The organism is Streptomyces sp. NBC_00442 (assembly GCF_036014195.1).
Classification (GTDB): domain Bacteria; phylum Actinomycetota; class Actinomycetes; order Streptomycetales; family Streptomycetaceae; genus Streptomyces.
Genome location: NZ_CP107918.1, coordinates 391,166 through 411,886 on the forward strand (window position 1 = coordinate 391,166; position 20,721 = coordinate 411,886).

Genomic DNA, 20,721 nt, shown 5'->3' on the forward strand with positions numbered 1-20,721 from the left:
TGCCTCCGGGGGAAGAGCTGGGAGTTTCCTGAACCCGCCGCGCCTCGCGGGGCTCCTGGGACACACAGGGTGGACCGATTCGTACCTCTCATCCTCGAATGAGAAGATTCGTGGACCCCACCGCTCCCAGGGAACTCCCAGGAAGCTCCCAGGGGTTCCAAAGTGCGGGCGGCCAGGATCCGGCGGCATGAAGGTGCTCCCACGACGGCGCAAAGCCGTCCTGATCAACTCGGTGCTCGGTGTGGCCGTCCTCGCGGGCGCCGGCGGCGCCTACGCGGCGGTGACCAGCCACGACAGCGCTCCCGCACGGAGCGACGCGAAGAGCGTGGCGGTCACCAAGGGCACGGTCCTCGCCACCGTGTCCGGCTCGGGATCCCTCGCCTCGCCGAGCGACGCCGGGGTGAACTTCACCACCGGCGGCAAACTCACCGCGGTCGACGTCAAGCCGGGCGACAAGGTCACCGCGGGCCAGGTGCTCGGCAAGGTGGACGCCACCGCGGCCAGAGAGACCCTCGCGCAGGACGAGGCGTCCCTGACGGCGGCGCGGGCCAACCTCACCAAGGTGCAGGAGGGCCAGGCGAGTTCGAGCACCGCCACCGGCTCGGGCGGGGGATCCTCGGCGCGCGGCGCGGCCGGCACCGCCCCCGCGCCCGCCGCGTCCCCCACAGTCGATCCCGCTCAGCTCGCCCAGGCCGAGGCCCAGCTCACCCAGGCCCAGAACGCGGTGGACGCGGCGCAGCGGGCGGTGGACGGGACCACGCTGAAGGCTCCGGTCTCCGGAACCGTGGCATCGGTGTCCGCCAAGAAGGGCGACACCGTCTCCGGGACCGGCGGCACCACCACGAGCGGGGGCGGCGGCGCCTCCGGCGGTGGTTCCGGCTCCGGTTCCAACTCCGCTTCCGGCAGCTCGGGTTCGGGCTCCTCCTCGTCGGCCCTGTCCGGCTTCGTGGTCCTCACCAACCCGTCCGGCATGCAGGTCGGCGCCAACTTCTCCGAGGCCGACGCCCTCAAGCTGAAGCCGGGCCAGCCCGCCACGGTGACGCTCAACGCCGAATCCGGCCGGACGCTCAACGCCAAGGTCCTGTCGGTGAGTTCACTGCCCGTCAGTAGCGGCTCGGGTTCCGGCGGAGGCAACGGCAGCAGCTCGGGGAGCGCCGTGCAGTACGCGGCGACCCTCGCCATCACCAGCCCCACCGCCGACCTGCGCACCGGGCTCAGCGCGAGCATCCAGGTCGTCACGGGCGAGGCGTCCGGCGCCCTGTCGGTGCCGACGGCCGCGGTGAGCGGCACCGGCGCCAACCGCACCGTGACGGTGGTCAGGGCGGACGGCAGCACCGAGCGGACCGCCGTCACGGTCGGTCTTGAGGGCGACAGCTCGGACCAGATCCTCAGCGGCCTGAGCGAGGGCGAGAAGGTGCAGCTGGCCAGCGTGTCGGCGACGGGCAACGGCGGGTTCCCCAGCGGCGCCTTCCCCGGCGGCCTCGGCGGCGGTGGAGCGCGCACCCGCACCGGCGGCACCGGTGGCGGCGGGGCCGGCGGCGGCTTCCGCGCCAGTGGTGGCGGCGGGGGTGGCCGCGGATGACGCCGCCGCTGTGGCCGCGCAGGACCGCGGCGCCGCCCGAGCCCGCGGACGCGGGACCCTGGTCCCCGGCGCCGGTGATCGAAGTGCGCTCGCTGATCAAGACGTACGGCCGGGGTGACGCGGCCGTGCACGCGCTCAGCGGTCCGGTGGACCCGGTCAGCGGGGCGGCCCTCGGGGTCGAACTGGTCGTCGAGCAGGGCGACTTCGTGGCCGTGATGGGCAGTTCCGGCTCGGGCAAGTCGACCCTGATGAACATCCTGGGCTGCCTCGACGTGCCGACCTCCGGCCGCTACCTCCTGGACGGCATCCACGTCGGCGGGCTCGACGAGCGCCAGCTCTCGCTGGTCCGCAACCGAAAGATCGGCTTCGTGTTCCAGTCGTTCAACCTGGTGCCGCGCACTCCGGCGCTCGCCCAGGTCGAGCTGCCGCTCGCGTACGCGGGGGTGAAGCCGGCCGAGCGGCGCAGGCGTGCCGAGGCCGCACTCACCCTGGTCGGGCTCGCCGACCGGATGGACCACCGCCCCAACGAGCTCTCCGGCGGCCAGCAGCAGCGGGTGGCGGTCGCCCGCGCCCTGGTCACCGCGCCCGCGATGCTGCTCGCGGACGAGCCGACCGGCAACCTCGACAGTCACAGCACCGAGGAGGTGCTCGCCGTCGTCGACCGGCTGAACGCGGCGGGGCGCACCATCGTCCTGATCACCCACGAGGACGAGGTGGCCCGGCACGCCAAGCGGGTCGTCCGGCTCGTCGACGGAAGGATCGTCGAGGACGTACGCCAAGCGCCCGTCGACGGCCCGCCACCGGCCGTGCGCGAAGCCGGCTCCCTGGTCGGAGGCGGTCGGTGAATCCGTTCGAGACGCTGCGCTTCGCCTTCGGCGGGCTCGCGGCGAACAAGGTACGTTCCGCCCTGACCATGCTCGGCGTCCTGATCGGCGTGGCCGCGGTCATCGTGCTGCTCGCCGTGGGCAACGGCTCCTCGCAGTCCGTGAAGGACTCCATCGAGAAGCTGGGCACCAACGCGCTCACCGTGTCGTCGGGCGGCGGCTTCGGGGGTTCCCGTTCGGCCACCGCCACCAAACCGCTGACCGTGGACGACGCCAGGGCGCTCGCCGATCCGGCATCCGCGCCGCACGTCGAGTCGGTCGCCCCGGAGACCACCACCTCCCAGACCGCCCTGTACGACGGGACGTCGCACACGGTGGGGCAGGTCGTCGGCACCTATCCGGCGTACTTCAAGGCGTCCAACAGCAAGGTGGCCAAGGGCGACTACTTCGGTTCCGACGACGTGCTCGGCTCGCGCAAGGTGGCCGTGATCGGCTCGACCACCGCCACCGATGTGTTCGGCACGGCGGATCCGGTCGGCAAGAAGATGACGCTCGGCGGCACACCGTTCACGGTGGTCGGCGTCCTGGCCGCCAAGGGCGGCACCGGCTTCCAGGACCCGGACGACGTGGTGGTGGCGCCGCTGCCGACCGTGCAGAACGCCTTCACCGGCTTCGGCTCGCTCGGGCAGATCCTCGTCGAGGCCAAGTCGGCCGACGCGACGACGGCGGCGCAGAGCGAGATCACCACCGTCCTGATGGGCCGGCACGGCCTCAAGGACCCGACCGCGCTCGACTTCCGGGTCAGCAGCCAGGCGTCCCTGCTCACCACGCAGGCCGACACCAACAAGACGTTCACGGTGCTGCTCGGCGCGGTGGCGGCGATCTCCCTGCTCGTCGGCGGGATCGGCATCACCAACATCATGCTGGTCACGGTGACCGAGCGGACCCGCGAGATCGGCATCCGCAAGGCGATCGGAGCGCCCCGGGGCGTCATCCTCGGCCAGTTCCTCGCCGAGTCGACGCTGCTGTCGCTGATCGGCGGCGGGCTCGGTGTCGCGGCGGGACTGATCGGTTCGCACTTCACGATCGCCGGCATCAAGCCGGTGATCATCCCCGAATCCGTCGTCGGGGCCTTCGCCATCGCGGTGGCCATCGGGCTGTTCTTCGGCGGTTATCCCGCCAACCGCGCCGCGAGCCTGCGGCCCATCGAAGCGCTGCGTCACGAATGAACCCCATGTACGAACAGGGAGAGGACATGTTCGGCAACGCCGAGATTGTGGAGAGCGCCCGCCCCACGGCGGCCGCAGGACCGGAGGACATCCTCGCCGAACCGCCGGACACGCGGGACATCTCGGCCGAGCTCGGCGCTCCGCCGCGACCCCAACTGCCGTGGCTCACCCTGCTGTTGTCGGGCGGCCTGGTGGCGGGGCTCGCCTTCGCGGGCGGCGCCCTGGTGGAGAAGGACCAGAACCGGAGCTCCGCCTCGGCCCAGCGCGCCCCGGCCGCGGCCACCCGGGGCGGCACCGCGCAGAGCGGCCAGCGCCAGGGCTTCGGCGCCGGTCAGGGCGCGCAGAGCGGCCAGCGCCAGGGCTCGGGGACGGGGCCGGGCGCGGCGGGCGGCCTGACCATCGGTACGGTGAAGCTCGTCGACGGCAACACCCTCTACGTCACCGACGCCCAGGGCAACGTCGTCAAGGTCACCACGGCCGGCAGCACCCAGGTCACCGAGTCCAAGAGCGGCAAGGTGTCCGATCTCCAGCCCGGCCAGACGGTCACCGTCCGCGGCAGCCAGAATGCCTCGGGGGACGTCGCGGCGACCACCGTCACCCAAGGCGGCGCGAGCGGATTCGGCGGAAGCCGGGGCTGACCGCGCCCACCGCCCACGCCGCCACGAGGAGGAAACCGATGGCCCCGACGGACGCGGCCGCGCCCGAGGCGAGCCTGCTGGTCGTCGACGACGAGCCCAACATCAGGGAACTGCTGTCGGCCTCGCTGCGCTTCGTCGGCTTCCGGGTCGTCTCCGCGGCGACGGGCGCCGACGCGCTCGCCGCCGTCGCCAAGGAGCGCCCCGACCTGGTGGTGCTCGATGTGATGCTGCCCGACATGACCGGCTTCGCGGTGGTGCGCAGGCTGCGCGAGGAGGCCGGGGGCGGCCTCGGTCCCGACCATCTTCCCGTGCTCTTCCTCACCGCGAAGGACGGCGTCGACGACAAGATCAACGGGCTGACGGCGGGCGGCGACGACTACGTCACCAAGCCGTTCAGCCTGGAGGAGCTGATCGCCAGGATCCGCGCGATCCTGCGGCGCACCGGCGGCCCGAGCGGTGAGGGCCGCCTCGTGGCGGGCGATCTCGAACTCGACCCGGTGGGCCACCAGGTGCTGCGGGCCGGGCGGCCGGTCTCGCTCTCGCCCACCGAGTTCAAGCTGCTCGCCTATCTGATGGCCAACGCCGACCGCGTGGTGTCCAAGCCGCAGATCCTGGACCACGTGTGGGCGTACGACTTCGGCGGCGACCTCAGCATCGTCGAGTCGTACATCTCCTATGTGCGCCGCAAGGTCGACTCCGGGGCGGACGGCGCGCCCAAGCTCATCCACACCGTGCGCGGCATCGGCTATGTGCTGCGCCGCCCGCAGTCCTGAGGTGCCCGCCCCATGCTGAGGTATCTGCGGGCCCGGCTCGGGCGGCTGACGCGCCGCTTCGCCGCGCTGTCGCTGCGTTCGCGCCTCGTGCTGCTCGCCATGGCGCTGGTGGCGCTCGGCCTGACGGTGAGCGACACCGTGGTGCTCAGTTCCGTACGTGCCCAGCTGGTCCAGCGGGTGGACCAGCAGCTGAACCGGTTCGGCGATTCGGTGGCGCACCGGGTCGGCGTCGAGGGCACCCCCACACCCAGGCCCGGCCGTACGGGGGGCGGCCGGGCCTGGCTCCCCAGCCAGTACGTGATCGCCTTCGCCACCGACGACGGCAAGGTCACCGAGCAGTTCCGCCAGCCCGTCGCCGCGGGCGACCCGCGGCCGCTGTGGCCGGTGATGGACGCGCGGGCGCTGCGGGCCCGCCTCGGCAAGCCGTTCGAGGTGCCGAGCGATCACGGCGGCGGCAGCTGGCGGATGCTGATCGTGCCGGTGGACAGCGGCGATCCGGCGCTGCCGGCCGGGGTGGTCGTCGCCGCGCCCCTGGAGGAGGTCTCCTCCACCGTCGACCACCTCGCCACCGCGTTCCAGATCATCGGCGTCGTGGTGGCGCTGCTGCTGGGCGTGGCCGGCTGGTTCGCGGTCGGGGCGGGGCTGCGCCCGCTGCGCCGCATCGAGGCGACCGCGGTGGAGATCGCCGCGGGCCGCCCGCTCTCGCACCGCATGCCGGACGCCTCGCCACGCACCGAGGCCGGCCGGCTCACCAGCGCGCTCAACGGGATGCTCGCCCAGCTCGAATCGGCGTTCGCGGCGCGCGCCGAGTCGGAGAAGCAGATGCGGCGCTTCGTCGCGGACGCCAGCCACGAACTGCGCACGCCGCTCGCCGGCATCCGCGGCTTCGCCGAGCTGTACCGGATGGGCGCGCTGCCCGACGAGGCCGACGTCAAGCGCACGATGGCCCGCATCGAGAGCGAGGCGGTGCGCCTGGGCGGTCTGGTGGAGGACCTGCTCACCCTGGTCCGCATGGACGAGCAGCGTCCGCTTCAGCTCGCGCCGATGGATCTGCGCACCCTCGCGGTGGACGCCCTGCACGACACCAGGGCGCTCGACCCGGCGCGCGAGGTGACGCTGACCGGGCCCGACGGCGAGGGCCAGCCCGGCCCGGCCCCGGTGCTCGGCGACGAGGCGCGGCTGCGCCAGGTGGTCGCCAACCTCGTCGGCAACGCCGTCGCCCACACCCCGGCGGGCTCCCCCGTACGCATCGGGGTCGGCGCCCGGGACGGGCACGGCGTCATCGAGGTCGCCGACGCGGGTCCCGGGCTCGCCCCCGAACAGGCGGCCCGCGTCTTCGAGCGCTTCTACCGCGTGGACGCCTCCCGCAGCCGTCAGACCGGAGGCGGCGCGGGCCTCGGCCTCGCCATCGCCTCCGCCCTCGTCCAGGCCCACGCGGGCCGGGTGGAGCTGAGGACGGCGCCCGGCGAGGGCGCGGTGTTCCGAGTGGTGCTGCCCGGCGCGGCCTGAGCAGCACGGCAGTCGTACGGGAGTCGCAGGCGGACCGTACGGGGATGCCGTACGGGGAGCCGCCTCGGGCCCACTCCCCCGGCCCGGCCCGAGTGCGGGCGGGGCCGGGGGCTCCTAGCGTAGATTCATGATCCGGTTCGAGCAGGTCAGCAAGGTGTACCCGGACGGCACGCGTGCCGTCGACGACCTGTCGTTCGAGGTGGCGGAGGGCGAACTGGTGACCCTCGTCGGCCCGTCCGGCTGCGGCAAGACGACCACGATGATGATGGTGAACCGGCTGATCGAGCCCACGTCGGGACGCATCCTCGTCGACGGCGAGGACATCGCCACGCTCGACCCGGTCACCCTGCGCCGCCGGATCGGATACGTGATCCAGCAGGTGGGGCTCTTCCCGCACCGCACCGTCCTCGACAACACGGCGACGGTCCCCGCGCTGGTCGGCTGGAAGCGGGCGAAGGCCAGGGAGCGGGCGGCGGAGCTGCTCGACCTCGTCGGGCTCGACCCGGCGACGTACGGGCCGCGCTACCCGGCCCAGCTCTCGGGCGGTCAGCGCCAGCGGGTGGGAGTGGCCAGGGCGCTGGCCGCGGACCCGCCGGTGCTGTTGATGGACGAGCCGTTCGGCGCGGTCGACCCGGTGGTGCGCGAGCGCCTCCAGAACGAGTTCCTCAGCCTGCAGGCGACGGTGCGCAAGACGGTCCTGCTGGTCACCCACGACATCGAGGAGGCCGTGCGGATGGGCGACCGCATGGCGGTGTACGGGTCGGGGCGCATCGAGCAGTTCGACACTCCGGCATCGGTCCTGGGCGCGCCCGCCACCTCCTATGTGGCCCAATTCGTGGGCGCCGACCGGGGGTTGAAGCGGCTCTCGGTCACGACGGTGGAGCCCGACGACCTGGAGCAGCCGCCGGTCGTGCGCCTGGGCGAGCCCGCGGGAGCGGCCGCGGCCCGGCTGCGCGGCGAGGATGCCCGCTGGGCGGTGGTGCTCAACGAGGGGGGCGAGCTGCACGGCTGGGTCGCGGCGGAGGAGCTCTCGCTCGCCGGGTCGGGCTCGGTCGCCGATCTGGCGCGGCGCATGGAGGCCTGGGTCCCGGTCGGCGCCCCGCTCAAGCAGGCGTTCAGCGAGATGCTCCAGTACGACGCGGGCTGGGTCGCCGTGGTGGACGGCGCGCGCTTCCTCGGGGTGCTCACCCCCGCGAAGCTCCACGAGGCGCTGCGGCGTTCGGTGGACGCGGACGCGCTGGGCGTGGAGCGCACCGAGGTCGACTTCGACTCGGTCGCCGACGTGTGAGGGAGGGCGGGCCCCAGGCTTCCGGGTCCTGCCAACCGCGGGCACACCGTGGAAAGTTGGGCCCGCGAAAGTTGGGCCCGCCTGTCTCTTACGTTCCGTGAAGCGCATGGTTACCATCCGGTAGCCCTCGTTCGGGGCACCCCGCACCCATCCCCGCTGGAGCCGCCATGCGCCTCGCAACCGCCGCCACCGCGCTCGCTCTGCTCGCCGGCACGATCGCCCTCGCCCCCGCCGCCGACGCGGCCCCCGCCCCCGTTCCCGTCGTGTTCGTGCACGGCCGCAACGCCGACCCCGGCGTCTGGGGCACCATGAAGGACCGTTTCGAGCAGGCGGGTTACCCCGCGGGTGACCTCTTCGCCTGGGGTTACGACTCCAGCCGGTCGACCAACGAGGTCCTGGCCGGGCAGCTCGCCGCGTACGTGGACTCCGTGCGCGCCCAGACCGGGTCGGCACAGGTGGACATCGTCGCGCACAGCCAGGGCAGCCTCCCCACCCGCTGGTACGCGAAGTTCGGCGGCGGTTCCGACGTGGTGCGCCACCTGGTCTCGCTCGGCGGACCCAACCACGGCACGAGCCTGGCCTGGGCGTGCGCGATCTGGGACCAGGGGTGCCGGGACATGACCCCGAACTCCTATGTGGAGAGCCATCTGGCGAGCGGCGACGAGACCCCCGGAGCGACCAAGTACGCCACGTTCTGGTCGGACTGCGACGGCTTCATCCTGCCCAACAGCAGTGTCCCGCTGTCCGGCGCCGTCAACACCGACGCCGGCTGCCTGGCCCACAACGACCTCCTGACGGACGCGCCCACCGCGCAGGGTGTGCTCGACTTCCTCAAGCAGTAGGGCAGTTGGGGCGCCGGCATCGGGCGGAGCACCCTCAGATCAGGTGTTTGGACCTGAGGTAGTCGCGCGCCACGTCCTCGGGGAGCCGGCGCCAGCTGTCCACCTGTTCGTTGAGGGAGGCGAGGTCGGCGGTGGTGAGTACGGTGTTGAGCTTGTCGAGCGCGCCGGTCACCCCCGTGCTGCCCGCCCGCGAGCGGTTCACCACCGGCACGATGTAGTCCGCGTTCTGCAGGTGCTTGTCGTCGGCGAGCAGCACCAGACCGAAGGCGCCGAGCGTGGCGTCCGTCGTGGTGGTCAGGACCATCTGGTCCTGACCGCTCTGGACGGCCTGCTTGGCCTGGGTGGTTCCCACGCCCTTGGGGTCGACGGCGGTGATGTCGATGCCGTACGTCTTCTTCAAGCCCGGCTCGCAGTAGGGGCGTTGGACACATTCGTCGCCCGCGGCGAGCCGCACCGGAAGCCTGGAGGCCCCGAGGTCGCTCAGCGTCTTGAGCCGGTGCTGACGCGCATAGGACTGCGCGACCGCGAAGGCGTTCTGGTCCACGGCCCGGCCCGGGTCGAGGACGGTGAGGCCGCGCGGGGTGGCCAGGGAGCGCAGGGCCGTCATGGTGCGGTTCAGGTCGGGCGAGCCGACCGGCTTGGCGTCGGCGCCGTGGGCCTTGGCGTTCAGCCAGTCCGCGAAGGTCGCCGCGTACTCGGCCACGACGTCGATCTGGCCGCTCTCCAGGGCGGGTTCGTAGATCTCCCGGTTGGTGACCGAGAGGATCTTCGTGCTGTATCCGGCCTTGTCGAGAAGCAGGGCGTACATCTGCGCCAGCAGGTCGCTCTCGGTGAATCCGGCGGAGCCGACCGTCAGGTGCTTGCTGTCGCCGGGCGGCGCGGTGACCGAGCCCTGCTTCTCCAGGCTCGGCCCGGTGGTGCAGGCGGTGACGGCCGTCAGGGCGAGGGCGGCGAGCATCAGGCGCGGCCTCATCCGAAGCCGCCTCTGGCCCACTGGGGGGCGAAGCGCTGCACGGCCTCGAAGATCCCCTCGACGACGAGCGCGAACACCGCCACGAGGACGGCGCCCGCGACGACTTGAGGTGTCGAGGCCAGGTTGAACCCCGCGGTGATGATCCGGCCGAGCCCGCCGCCGCCGGCCAGCGCCGCGAGGGTGGCGGTGGCCACGAGCTGGACGGCCGCGATGCGTACGCCGGTGAGGATCAGCGGCAGGGCGAGCGGCAGCTCGACCCGGAACAGGAGCTGGCGGCCGGTCATGCCCATGCCCCGGGCCGCGCGCACCACGTCGCGGTCGACCTCGCGCATGCCGACGTAGGCGTTGGTCAGCAGGGGCGGGACGGCGAAGAGGATCAGCGCGATGATGGTCGGCCACTCGCCGTACGCGCCGATCGGCGTCAGCAGGAGGAGGACCAGGACGGCGAACGTGGGCACGGCGCGGCCCACGTTGGAGATGTTGACGGCGAGCGTCCCGCCCTTGCCGAGGTGACCGAGGAGCAGGGCCACGGGCAGCGCGATGAGACAGCTGAGGACGAGACAGAGCGCGGTGAGCCAGACGTGCTGGACGAGCCGGTTCCAGATCCCGTTCTCGCCCGACCAGTGCGCGGCGGAGGTGAGCCACGACCAGGCCTGGGAGATCGTGTTCATGACGGCACCGCCCTCGTCCACGGGGTGAGCAGCCGCTGGATCCCCAGCAGCACCAGGTCGGCGGCCACGGCGATCACCACGCACAGCACGGACGCGGTCAGCACCTGCGCCTTGAAGTAGGTGTTCATGCCGGAGTAGATCAGGTTGCCGAGCCCTCCGTAGCCGACGATGGCGCCCACCGTCACCAGGGACACCGCGGAGACGGTGGCGATGCGCAGCCCGGCCATCGCCGCGGGCAGGGCGAGCGGCAGTTCCACCGCGAGGAGCAGCCGTACCGGCCCGTAGCCCATGCCGCGCGCCGCCTGCCGGGTGTCCTCGGGGACGGCGCGCAGCCCGGCCAGGATGTTCCGTACGAGCAGCGTCAGCGAGTACAGGACCAGGCCCGCGACCACGATGGAGGCGGAGAGGCCGTACACCGGGAGCAGCAGCGAGAACATGGCGAGGGAGGGGATGGTGTAGAGCACCGTGGTCACTCCGAGGACGGGCCCGGCGGCCCATCGCCAGCGGCGCGCCACGACGGCAAGAGGCACGGCGATGAGCACGCCGATCAGGACCGACACAGCGGTGAGCTGGAGGTGCTGGACGACGGCGTCCCAGAGGATCTGGCGGCGGGTCGTCAGATAGGCGCCGCAGATCCAGTCATTGCGCGCGAGGCAGTCGTCGGGGGGCGCGGTCACCCGTCCATTGGAGCCCGCCCTCCGGACCGGCCGCGCGTCCTGGTGGGCTGTTCGGGGCAGCGATTGTGGTACCCGGGCAAAGGGGGGGACGCTGGAGGGGAACGCGGCCGGGACTCGGCGCTCTCGGCTGAGCGGGACGCACTGGCGGTTCCGGGGCCGGGGCACCCGCGCGGCCCGGCCCCGGCCGGCTCAGAGCCCGGCGTCGCAGCAGCCGTCACGCCGCATCAGGCGCCCCACCTCCAGCCAGTCCTCGGCGCTCGCCGCCGCATGCCGCTCGTGCGGTTCGAACGCGGCGACCAGATCGTCGCTCGTGTACGCCACGCCGCCCCTGAGCACCCCGGTGGTGCGCACCAGGGAGTCGAAGTCGGTGAGCGGGTCGCCGTCGACGAGGGTGAGGTCGGCGAGCTTGCCGCGCTCCACCGTGCCGAGGTGTTTGTCGAGACCGAAGAGGCGGGCCGGGTTGACGGTCGCGGTCCGCAGGGCCGCAGCCGGGGAGAGACCGCCTCGGTGCAGTGCGCGCAGCCCGAGGTGGAGGGAGAGCCCGACGGGCACCAGCGGCTGGTCCGTGCCGAGTGCGACGAGACCGCCGCCGTCGAGCACGCGGCGGTACACATCGGTCTCCGTGCGCAGCGTGGCCAGTTGGGCGTCGGTGGGCGGGACGGTCGCCGCCTTCTGTACTGTCGCCGTGTCCCACGGCGGCATCACGGTGGTGACTCGGGGGTCGTCGGCGAGGCCGGGGTCCGCTCCGAGCAGGGGCGCCGAGGTGAACGGCGTCATGATGAGGGCGAACTCGACGCCGCGCGCCGTGTAGATCTCGACGACGTCCTCGTAGGCGTGCCCCGTCGCCGAGGTGGCGTGCCCGAACTCGGCGCGCTGCGTGGCGAGCAGATGGGTCGTCAGGTCCTGGCCGGCCTCGACGCCGGGCGAGATGAGATGGCTGCCCGAGCGCACACCGAGCCGCTCGTGGGCGAAGCGGGCCGCCTCGTGCATGAGCCAACTGGGCGCCCTGACATAGGTTTTGACGAAATCCCAGTCCAGCGCGGCGCCGCGCTCCAGGGAGCGCCTGAGACCCGCTTCGGTGCGGTGGGCGCGCCCCATGCTGTAGGCGACCCTGGAGCCGTCGAGCAGTTCACCGGTGGTCAGCAGGCGCGGCCCGGCGAGTTGCCCGGTGGCCACGGCCTCGCGGATGCGGGCCTGTTCGTAGGCGAAGCCGCCGAGGGACACGGCGGTGGTGATGCCGTAGGTGAGCTGGCCCACCGTCTGGCGTCCGCCGTAGGTGCTCTGCCACGGATGGGTGTGGGTGTCCCACAGGCCGGGCACGACGGTCCGTTCGGACGCGTCGACGGTCCGCAGGGCGCCGCGCCTGCGGTGGGGTTCGACGGACACGACGCGTCCCGCGCGCACCACGATGTCCACGTCGTCGCGCACCGATTCACCGGTGCCGTCCCAGAGCCGTCCGGCATGCACGACGGTGTCGGCGGGCTCGGGCCTGCGCTGGTCGAGCGCCACGCGCACGGTGCGCGCGGCGCCGCCGTCGACGCCGATGAGCCTCAGCCGGGCGCCGGACAGGTAGAGCAGGGTCCTGGAGTCGCCGGACCAGGAGGGATGGTCGGCGGGCTCGGTGGTGAGGGCCCGCGGAGGCCCCTGCGGGGTGCCGTCGGGGGCGACGGGCAGCAGGTGGAGGGCGGATTCGACGACGACCGCCATCCACCGCCCGTCGGGCGACCAGACGGGCCCCGAGTCGTAGCGGTCCGCGATGCAGACGTGCGGGGCGACGGCGTGCAGGCGGTCGGCGCCGGTGGTGGTGTCGACGACCCGGATGACGTTGTAGCCCTCGCGGAAGCGCAGGTTGAGCCGGTTGCGGTCGCACAGCGCGAGGTAGCGGCCGTCGGGCGACCAGCTCGGCCGGCCCGGCAGTCCGCCGCCGCCGAGGGGGGCCGCCAGGGCACGCTCGGTCCCTTCCGCGAGGTCGCGCACGATCAGCCGGCCGGTCATGTCGAGGGCGGCGAGCCGCTTTCCGTCGGGCGAGAGCGCGGGGTGCACCCGGCCGCCCGTGGCGACAGTGCTCTCGGCGCCGGTGGCCAGGTCGCGGCGGTGGACGCCGAGCAGTCCGTCGCGGTCGTCGGCGTACAGCAGGGAGCGGCCATCGCGCGCCCAGACCGGGCCGAGCAGATAGCGGGTCGTGCCGGCCTGGCGCAGCCGCTGCGGCGGCCGCGTGCCCGAAATATCGGAGACCCACAGGGAGTTGAGGGCCGCGAACGCGACGCGGCGGCCGTCCGGTGAGAGCGCGGGCAGGTGGATGCCGCGCACCGGACGAACGCGGCCCTCGCCCAGGTCGTACGACTTGAGCCGATAGCGCGGCCGGTCGACGGGCAGCGCCCCCGTGAAGGCGATGGTCTCCGTCCGCGCCGGGCGGTCCGGGCGGTCCGGGCGGTCCGGGCGGTCCGGGCGGTCCGGGCGGTCCGGGCGGAGAAGCGTGAACTGTCCGTCGAGGGTGAGGAGCAGCTCTCCGCCGGCCGACCAGCGCGGCGGCACCGGCGCGATGTCACCGGTGACGGGCACGGATTCGCCGTCGACGACCAGGACGCAGGATGCGTCGGGCGCGGCGGTGGTGCGCAGATGGGCGAGGCGACGCCCGTCGGGCGCGAGGGCGGGGGCCATGACCTGGGCGTTCCCGGTCTCGGTGTGCACGACGGTGACCGCGCCCGCACCGGTGGCGGAAACGGCGGCGACGGTTCTGGCGTCCACGCCGAGTCCGAACGGGGTGGTGACGGCCCGCGCGCGGACGAACAGGATCCGCCGGCCGTCGGGCGACCAGGTGGGATCGAAGTCCTCCCAGGCGCCGTCCTGCAGCGGACCGTCCTGGCCGGGGAGCCCGGTGACGCGGGTCAGTTCGCCGGAGCGCAGGTCCAGTACGTGAACGCGGTACGCGCTGCCGCCCACCGGGTCCCCGCCGCGTTCCGATGCGAAGACGATCCTCGCACCGTCGGGCGACCAGGCCGGGCCGCGGTCGTCCCAGGGGCCGTCGGTGCGCCGGCGCACCTCGGAGCCGTCGGGTCGCATGGTCCAGATGTGGTATCCGCCGCCCTGGTAGGCGCAGAACGCGATGAGCGTGCCGTCCGGGGAGTGCACGGGGCGGGTGGGTTCGAGTCCGGCCGGTGTGAGGGGCTCGGCGGTTCCACCGGCTCGGCGCAGCGACCACAGGACGCCCTGGACTTCGGCGATCAGACGGTTGCCGTCGGGCGAGAGGCTCGCCGCGCCATTGGTGGCCGCGGTGAAGGACAGCGCGAGCCCGGCGCGCTGTCCCGCGAGGGCGGGAACGGCGCCGACGGCGGTGACGGCCCCGGCGGCGCCCGCGGCGGCGAGGAGTTGACGGCGGGACAAAGTGAGGGGGGAGGCGGAGGCGGTGGTGTCACGGTCCATGACACAGCACGCTCGCGCACCGTCCGGATCACGGGCAACACCGCCATTCCCGCCACACGGGTGGGACCGCACGTCACGGGCCTCGTGGGCCGATGGACGCCCTGAGCGCCGGCGCCCCGGGGAGCGTTGCGCCTGCGTCGCTCCCGCGTCACCCCGTGGATCACCCAAAAACCCGTCCTGCACGCCCCATTGACACCCCCGGCCGCCCGTCATTACCGTCACGCCAACATTTCGAACGCATGTCGAAATATCGAACGTCACCGGGAGCAACCGCCTTGCGCATCACCGGAATCAGCACCCACGTCGTCGGGACGCCCTGGCGCAACCTGACCTACGTCCAGGTCCACACCGACGACGGCCTGAGCGGTGTCGGGGAGACACGGATGCTCGGCCGCACCGACGCCTTGGTGGGGTATCTACGCGAGGCCGAGGTCAACCACATCGCCGGCTCCGACCCGTTCGCGATCGAGGATCTCGTGCGACGCATGAAGTACGGCGACTACGGGCGGGCCGGCGAGATCGTGATGTCGGGCATCGCCGTGATCGAGATGGCCTGCTGGGACATCAAGGGCAAGGCGCTCGGCGTCCCGGTGTGGCAGCTGCTCGGCGGGCGGGTGACCGACCGCGTCAAGGCGTACGCCAATGGCTGGTACACCACCGAGCGCACCCCGCAGGCCTACCACGAGGCCGCCCGAGCGGTGGTCGACCGCGGCTACCGCGCGCTGAAGATCGACCCGTTCGGCACCGGCCACTTCGAGCTGGACCGCCAGCAGTCGCTCTACGCGGTCTCGTTGATCGAGGCGGTACGGGACGCGATCGGCCCCGACACCGAGCTGATGCTGGAGATGCACGGCCGGTTCTCGCCGGCCACCGCCGTGCGGCTCGCCCACGAACTCGCGCCGTTCCGTCCGGCGTGGCTGGAGGAGCCGGTGCCGCCGGAGAACCTCAAGGCTCTCGCGAAGGTCGCCGCCAAGGTCGACGTGCCCATCGCAACCGGCGAACGCATCCACGACCGGATCGAGTTCCGCGAGCTCTTCGAGTCCCAGAGCGCCGACATCATCCAGCCGGACGTCGGCCACATCGGCGGCATCCTGGAGACCCGGAAGCTCGCCGCGACCGCCGAGACCCACTACACGCTCGTGGCACCGCACAACGTGGGCGGCTCCGTGCTCACCGCCGCCTCGCTCCAAGTGGCGGGATGCACACCGAACTTCAAGATTCTGGAGCACTTCAACGACTTCGCGGACGCCGACATCAAGCAGGTCGTCAAGGGCGCGCCGCAGGTGGTCGACGGCTACTTCCAGCTGCCCGACGCGCCCGGACTCGGCGTCGAGCTCGACGTGGACGCGGCGGCCGCGTTCCCCCAGCAGCAGGCCAGGTTCGACCTCTGGGCCGAGGGCTGGGAGAAGCGCGCCCCGTCCGGGGCGCGAGGATGAGCAGCCGCGCGATCGTCGTCGACGCGCCGGGCAGCCACCGCCTGGCCGTCGGCGAGCGCCCCGGGCCGGGTGCCGGCGAGGTCGTCGTGCGGGTCGCCGCCGCGGGGATCTGCATGAGCGACCGCGAGGTGCACGACGGGCATCGCGACCCCGGTTACGTGCGCTACCCGCTCACGCCCGGCCACGAGTGGGCCGGAACCGTCGAGGCGGCGGGGCCGGGCGTCGACCCCGCGCTCGTCGGACGCCGTACCGTCGCCGAGGGCTTCCGTACCTGCGGCACCTGCGCGCGGTGCCGGTGCGGTGAGACGTCGCTGTGCGCGGGCCCGTACGCGGAGACCGGGTTCACACATCCCGGCGGTTTCGCCGACCATGTGGTGGTCCCGGCCCGGCTGTTGCACCCCCTGCCCGACGACGCGGACCTGCGGGCCGCCGCACTCCTGGAACCGGCCGCGGTCGCCGCCGCCGCCGTGCGCGCCGGAGCCCCCGAGCCGGGCGAGCGGATCGCGGTGGTGGGCGCGGGCACGCTGGGGCTGCTCGCCGTGCAGCTCGTTTCGGGCTACTCCCCCGGCGAACTGACGGTGATCGACCCGCGGCTCGAACGGGCCGGCCTCGCCGTCCGGTTGGGGGCGAGCGAGGCCCGCTCACCGGAGGGCTCCCGCCGCGCACGCGGCCGCTTCGACCTCGTGATCGAGACCGCGGGCGCGCCGAGCACGGCCGCCGACGCGACCCTGCTCGCCCGCCGCGGTGGCCGCGTGGTCCTGACCGGGATGTTCGCGCCGGGCGCCACCGGCATCGACCCCGTGCACCTCTCGTTGAGCCAGCTCACGGTACGCAGCGTCTTCGGCGCCCCCTCGGCTGCGTGGTCCTTCGCGGTGCGGGCGTTCACCACCGGACATCTTGACCCGGCCGCACTGATCACCCACGAGTTCCCCCTGGAGCGGTACGCCGACGCGCTCGCCCTGGTCGGCGGGGGCGACCCCACGACCGGAAAGGTTCTGCTGAGACCGTAGGCCCCCACCCCCGGCGGGCGGCACCCCTCCCCGCGCCGGCGGCCGCCACCACCTGCCACTGAGCACCGAGCACCGAGCACCGAGCACCGAGCCACCATGCCCAACGACCCGAACTACGTTCGGCATATCGAACGTCGTGAAAGCCCATCCACGCAAGGAATCCGCCTGTGAGCGACACATCATCCCCCCTTCCCGCACCCCCGGGGCCACGACGCCCAGGCGAACGGGCCCTGACAGCGCTCGGCTTGGCCGCGCCCGCCGACGACCCCGCCGACTCCTCCCCGCACACCTTCCCGGACGGGGGAACCTGGCGCACCGAGATCCCGTCGGTCGAGGGCCCCGAAGCGCTCGCCGTGGTCCTCGAGGAGTCCGCACGGCTCGACGTGCCGGTGCACCGCGTGAGCCAGGGCAGCGGCGTGTGGATGCTCTCCGACGCCGAGATCACCGAGATGGCCGGGGCCTGCGCGGCCCGCGACATCGAGCTCTGCCTCTTCACGGGCCCGCGCGGCACCTGGGACACCGGCGGCTCCACCCGCAGCAGTTCGGGCGGCGCGGGGCTGCGCGCCCGGGGGCACGACGCGTTCGCCGGGTGCGTCGAAGACGCGCTGCGAGCAACGGAGTTGGGCGTCCGGTGTCTGCTCGTGGCCGACGAGGGGGTGCTGTGGACCCTGCACCGGCTGCGCGAGCGGGGCCCGCTGCCCGCGGACACCACCTTCAAGGTCTCGGCGCTGATCGGCCCCGTCAACCCCGCCTCCTTCGCGGTCTACGAACAGCTGGGCGCCGACTCGGTCAATGTGCCCTCCGACCTGACGCTCACTCATCTCACGGAGATCCGGCGGCTGTCGGGCGCGCCGCTGGATCTGTATGTCGAGGCACCGGACGACCTGGGCGGCTACGTGCGGATGTACGAGGCGGCGGAGCTGATCCGTCGCGCGGCCCCGCTGTACCTCAAGTTCGGCCTGTCCGGGGCGCCCGGCATCTACCCGTACGGCGCGCACCTGCGGGACGCCGCGCTCGACACCGCACGCGAGCGCGTCCGCCGGGGCCGGCTCGTGCTCGACCTGCTGGCGCGGCACGGGGCGGACGGCGGCATGTCGCCGCTCGGCTCCCGCCTCCCCGGCCCCCTCACCCGTTTCTCCGCGAACCCGAAGGACTGATGACCATGCGCAGCATCCGCCGGAGCAGAGCCGCCCTCGCCCTCGTCGCCGGGTCCCTCGCCGTCGCACTCGCCGCCTGCGGCCAGAGCAGTGAGGGCGGCGGCAAGGACACCAAGAAGGGCGGCAAGGGCTCCACCATCGGCATCGCCATGCCGACCAAGTCGTCCGAGCGATGGATCAACGACGGCAACAACATGGTCAAGCAGTTCCAGGCGCTCGGCTACAAGACCGAGCTCCAGTACGGGGAGGACAACGTCGACCAGCAGGTCGCCCAGATAGAGAACATGATCACCAAAGGTGTGGACGTCCTGGTGGTCGCGGCCATCGACGGCCGGGCCCTGAGCGATGTGCTGAAGCAGGCAGCCGAGCAGCACATCAAGGTGATCTCCTACGACCGGCTCATCCTGGGCACGCCGAACGTCGACTACTACGCCTCCTTCGACAACGAGAAGGTGGGCGTACTCCAGGCCTCGTACATCATCGACAAGCTGGGCCTGAAGAACGGCGAGAAGAAGGGGCCGTTCACCATCGAGCTGTTCGCCGGCTCACCCGACGACAACAACACGCGCTACTTCTTCCAGGGCGCGCTCAAGACGCTCCAGCCCTACCTCGACACGAAGCAGCTGGTGGTGCGCAGCGGGCAGACCAGCCTCAACCAGGTGACCACTCTGCGCTGGGACGGCGCGACCGCCCAGAAGCGCATGGACGACCTGCTGACCAAGGCGTACTCCTCGTCCCGGGTCGACGCGGTGCTCTCGCCGTACGACGGCGTGTCGATCGGCATCCTGTCGGCGCTGCGCTCCGCCGGCTACGGAACCGCCGCCAAGCCCTACCCCGTGGTGACCGGGCAGGACGCGGAGGTGGCGTCGGTGAAGTCGATCATCGCGGGGAATCAGACGCAGACCGTCTACAAGGACACCCGCGCGCTCGCCAAGCAGGCCGTGCAGATGGCCGACGCCGTGCTGAACGACAAGACCCCCCAGGTCAACGACACCAAGACGTACAACAACGAGAAGAAGGTCGTGCCGTCCTTCCTGCTCGATCCGGTCAGCGTCGACAAGTCCAACTACCGCTCCGTCCTGGTGGATTCGGGGTACATCAAGGCGAGTGACCTGAAGTGAGCGACCGGCCCCAGGGGACGGCTTGCACCGGCTCGGCCGTCCTTGAGATGCGCTCCATCGTCAAGACGTTCCCCGGCGTCCGCGCGCTCAGTGACGTGTCGCTGACGGTGGCCGCCGGCGAGGTGCACGCGATCTGCGGCGAGAACGGCGCGGGCAAGTCGACCCTGATGAAGATCCTCAGCGGCGTGCATCCGTACGGGAGTTACGAGGGCGACATCCTCTTCCGGGGCGAGCCCTGCGCCTTCAAGGACATCCGGGCCAGCGAGGCCCGAGGAATCGTCATCATCCACCAGGAGCTCGCCCTCGTCCCCTATTTGTCGATCGCCGAGAACATCTTCCTCGGCAACGAGCACGCCACCCGTGGCGTCATCAGCTGGCACGAGACGCTGAGGCACGCGGCACGGCTGCTCAAGCGGGTGGGCCTGGACGAGCATCCGCAGACGCGGGTCGCGGACATCGGCGTCGGCAAGCAGCAGCTGGTGGAGATCGCCAAGGCGCTCTCCAAGGAGGTGAAGCTGCTCATCCTCGACGAGCCGACGGCCGCGCTCAACGACGAGGACAGCGCCCATCTCCTCGAGCTCATCGCGGAGTTGAGGGGCCAGGGCATCGCCTCGATCATCATCTCGCACAAACTGAACGAGATCGCGGCGGTGGCCGACTCCGTGACGGTCGTCCGCGACGGCCGCACCATCGAGACCCTCGACGTGCGGGATCCGGCGACGACCGAGGACCGGATCATCCGGGCCATGGTCGGCCGCGACCTCGACCACCGCTTCCCCGCCCGTACGAGGTACGCGGGCGACCCGGACGCGCACCCCGCCCTCGAGGTGCGCGACTGGACCGTCCACCATCCCATCGACCAGCAGCGCAAGGTGGTCGACAACGTCTGTGTGCGGGTGCGGCGGGGTGAGATCGTCGGGATCGCGGGCCTGATGGGCGCCGGCCGCACCGAACTCGCGATGAGTGTGTTCGGCCGCTCCTACGGGCGCGGCATCAGCGGATCGGTGTGGAAGGACGGCCGCGAGATCCGGACGAGGACCGTGCCGGAAGCGGTGGCCCACGGCATCGCGTACGTCACCGAGGACCGCAAGAGGTACGGCCTGAATCTCATCGACAGCATCGCCCGCAACATCACCACGGCCGCGCTCGGCAAGGTGGCGCGGCGCGGAGTGGTGGACGAGCACGAGGAACGGCGGGTCGCCGAGTCCTACCGCCGCTCCATGAACATCAAGGCACCCAGCGTCTTCGAGCAGGTCGGCCGGCTCTCCGGCGGCAACCAGCAGAAGGTCGTGCTCAGCAAATGGATCTTCGCGGGCCCCGATGTGCTGATCCTCGACGAGCCGACCCGGGGCATCGACGTGGGTGCCAAGTACGAGATCTACACCGTCATCGACCGGCTCGCGGCCCAGGGCAAGGCCGTCGTCCTCATTTCGTCCGAACTCCCCGAACTGCTCGGCATGTGCGACCGCATCTACACGATGGCGGCCGGCCGGCTGACCGGTGAAGTGACTCGGGCGGAGGCGACGCAGGAAATGCTGATGCGCCACATGACCACGGACAGGAGGTAG

General features: G+C 72.2%; 17 protein-coding genes. 13 read left to right on the forward strand and 4 right to left on the reverse strand.

The features are described 5' to 3' along the window. Positions 1–187 precede the first annotated feature (187 nt). The 8 genes from OG432_RS01780 to OG432_RS01815 all read left to right on the forward strand — a co-directional run bounded on the left by OG432_RS01780 (position 188) and on the right by OG432_RS01815 (position 8,685). Positions 188–1,582 carry an efflux RND transporter periplasmic adaptor subunit gene (locus OG432_RS01780; protein WP_328306976.1) on the forward strand — a complete coding sequence of 465 codons (1,395 nt, stop codon included), beginning with the start codon at positions 188–190 and terminating at the stop codon, positions 1,580–1,582. Then, entirely contained in the window at positions 1,579–2,427 is an 849-nt protein-coding gene (locus OG432_RS01785) for an ABC transporter ATP-binding protein (RefSeq protein ID WP_328306978.1), read from the forward strand. Before OG432_RS01780 ends, OG432_RS01785 begins: the two co-directional genes overlap by 4 nt. Next, on the forward strand, positions 2,424–3,635 hold the full coding sequence (locus tag OG432_RS01790; RefSeq protein ID WP_328306980.1) for an ABC transporter permease: 1,212 nt from the start codon (positions 2,424–2,426) through the stop codon (positions 3,633–3,635). Before OG432_RS01785 ends, OG432_RS01790 begins: the two co-directional genes overlap by 4 nt. 5 nt (positions 3,636–3,640) lie before the next feature. Next, positions 3,641–4,273 (forward strand): DUF5666 domain-containing protein, encoded by a 633-nt coding sequence (locus OG432_RS01795; protein ID WP_328306982.1) that lies wholly within the window; start codon positions 3,641–3,643, stop codon positions 4,271–4,273. Positions 4,274–4,311: 38 nt separating this feature from the next. After that, complete coding sequence (locus tag OG432_RS01800; RefSeq protein WP_328306986.1) at positions 4,312–5,046, forward strand: response regulator transcription factor; 735 nt, start codon at positions 4,312–4,314, stop codon at positions 5,044–5,046. Between the two features lie 12 nt (positions 5,047–5,058). Then, entirely contained in the window at positions 5,059–6,555 is a 1,497-nt protein-coding gene (locus tag OG432_RS01805) for a sensor histidine kinase (RefSeq protein WP_328306987.1), read from the forward strand. Between the two features lie 127 nt (positions 6,556–6,682). Next, on the forward strand, positions 6,683–7,843 hold the full coding sequence (locus tag OG432_RS01810; protein WP_328306989.1) for an ABC transporter ATP-binding protein: 1,161 nt from the start codon (positions 6,683–6,685) through the stop codon (positions 7,841–7,843). A 167-nt stretch (positions 7,844–8,010) separates the two neighbouring features. Continuing rightward, a complete protein-coding gene (locus OG432_RS01815; protein ID WP_328306991.1) occupies positions 8,011–8,685 on the forward strand; it encodes an esterase/lipase family protein in 675 nt (224 codons plus the stop codon). Positions 8,686–8,719: 34 nt separating this feature from the next. On the opposite strand, the gene OG432_RS01820 is transcribed toward OG432_RS01815, so the two are convergent. The 4 genes from OG432_RS01820 to OG432_RS01835 form a co-directional block, all read right to left on the reverse strand. Then, positions 8,720–9,658: an ABC transporter substrate-binding protein gene (locus OG432_RS01820; protein ID WP_328306993.1), complete on the reverse strand. Its 939-nt coding sequence runs from the start codon at positions 9,656–9,658 to the stop codon at positions 8,720–8,722. Next, positions 9,655–10,329 carry an ABC transporter permease gene (locus tag OG432_RS01825; RefSeq protein ID WP_328306995.1) on the reverse strand — a complete coding sequence of 225 codons (675 nt, stop codon included), beginning with the start codon at positions 10,327–10,329 and terminating at the stop codon, positions 9,655–9,657. The genes OG432_RS01820 and OG432_RS01825 overlap by 4 nt, the downstream gene beginning before the upstream one ends. Then, positions 10,326–11,006 (reverse strand): ABC transporter permease, encoded by a 681-nt coding sequence (locus OG432_RS01830; protein ID WP_328306997.1) that lies wholly within the window; start codon positions 11,004–11,006, stop codon positions 10,326–10,328. Before OG432_RS01830 ends, OG432_RS01825 begins: the two co-directional genes overlap by 4 nt. 189 nt (positions 11,007–11,195) lie before the next feature. Then, positions 11,196–14,429, reverse strand: a complete 3,234-nt coding sequence (locus OG432_RS01835) for an amidohydrolase family protein (RefSeq protein ID WP_328306999.1) — start codon at positions 14,427–14,429, stop codon at positions 11,196–11,198. Between the two features lie 275 nt (positions 14,430–14,704). On the opposite strand from OG432_RS01835, the gene OG432_RS01840 reads away from it, so the two are divergent. The 5 genes from OG432_RS01840 to mmsA all read left to right on the forward strand — a co-directional run bounded on the left by OG432_RS01840 (position 14,705) and on the right by mmsA (position 20,721). Further along, positions 14,705–15,865 (forward strand): mandelate racemase/muconate lactonizing enzyme family protein, encoded by a 1,161-nt coding sequence (locus OG432_RS01840; RefSeq protein WP_328307001.1) that lies wholly within the window; start codon positions 14,705–14,707, stop codon positions 15,863–15,865. Then, entirely contained in the window at positions 15,862–16,875 is a 1,014-nt protein-coding gene (locus OG432_RS01845) for a zinc-dependent alcohol dehydrogenase (RefSeq protein ID WP_328307003.1), read from the forward strand. Before OG432_RS01840 ends, OG432_RS01845 begins: the two co-directional genes overlap by 4 nt. Positions 16,876–17,042: 167 nt before the next feature. After that, positions 17,043–18,032 carry a hypothetical protein gene (locus OG432_RS01850; RefSeq protein ID WP_328307005.1) on the forward strand — a complete coding sequence of 330 codons (990 nt, stop codon included), beginning with the start codon at positions 17,043–17,045 and terminating at the stop codon, positions 18,030–18,032. Between the two features lie 14 nt (positions 18,033–18,046). After that, positions 18,047–19,153: a multiple monosaccharide ABC transporter substrate-binding protein gene (gene chvE / locus OG432_RS01855; protein WP_356613112.1), complete on the forward strand. Its 1,107-nt coding sequence runs from the start codon at positions 18,047–18,049 to the stop codon at positions 19,151–19,153. 47 nt (positions 19,154–19,200) lie between these two features. Then, entirely contained in the window at positions 19,201–20,721 is a 1,521-nt protein-coding gene (gene mmsA, locus OG432_RS01860; RefSeq protein WP_328314968.1) for a multiple monosaccharide ABC transporter ATP-binding protein, read from the forward strand.

Excerpts from the sequence above, each read along its gene's own strand:
- OG432_RS01780 (WP_328306976.1), top strand. The coding sequence starts at position 188 with ATGAAGGTGCTCCCACGACGGCGCAAAGCCGTCCTGATCAACTCGGTG.
- OG432_RS01785 (WP_328306978.1), top strand. The coding sequence starts at position 1,579 with ATGACGCCGCCGCTGTGGCCGCGCAGGACCGCGGCGCCGCCCGAGCCC.
- OG432_RS01795 (WP_328306982.1), top strand. The coding sequence starts at position 3,641 with ATGTACGAACAGGGAGAGGACATGTTCGGCAACGCCGAGATTGTGGAG.
- OG432_RS01800 (WP_328306986.1), top strand. The coding sequence starts at position 4,312 with ATGGCCCCGACGGACGCGGCCGCGCCCGAGGCGAGCCTGCTGGTCGTC.
- OG432_RS01805 (WP_328306987.1), top strand. The coding sequence starts at position 5,059 with ATGCTGAGGTATCTGCGGGCCCGGCTCGGGCGGCTGACGCGCCGCTTC.
- OG432_RS01810 (WP_328306989.1), top strand. The coding sequence starts at position 6,683 with ATGATCCGGTTCGAGCAGGTCAGCAAGGTGTACCCGGACGGCACGCGT.
- OG432_RS01815 (WP_328306991.1), top strand. The coding sequence starts at position 8,011 with ATGCGCCTCGCAACCGCCGCCACCGCGCTCGCTCTGCTCGCCGGCACG.
- OG432_RS01820 (WP_328306993.1), bottom strand. The coding sequence starts at position 9,658 with ATGAGGCCGCGCCTGATGCTCGCCGCCCTCGCCCTGACGGCCGTCACC.
- OG432_RS01825 (WP_328306995.1), bottom strand. The coding sequence starts at position 10,329 with ATGAACACGATCTCCCAGGCCTGGTCGTGGCTCACCTCCGCCGCGCAC.
- OG432_RS01835 (WP_328306999.1), bottom strand. The coding sequence starts at position 14,429 with ATGGACCGTGACACCACCGCCTCCGCCTCCCCCCTCACTTTGTCCCGC.
- OG432_RS01845 (WP_328307003.1), top strand. The coding sequence starts at position 15,862 with ATGAGCAGCCGCGCGATCGTCGTCGACGCGCCGGGCAGCCACCGCCTG.
- mmsA (WP_328314968.1), top strand. The coding sequence starts at position 19,201 with ATGCGCTCCATCGTCAAGACGTTCCCCGGCGTCCGCGCGCTCAGTGAC.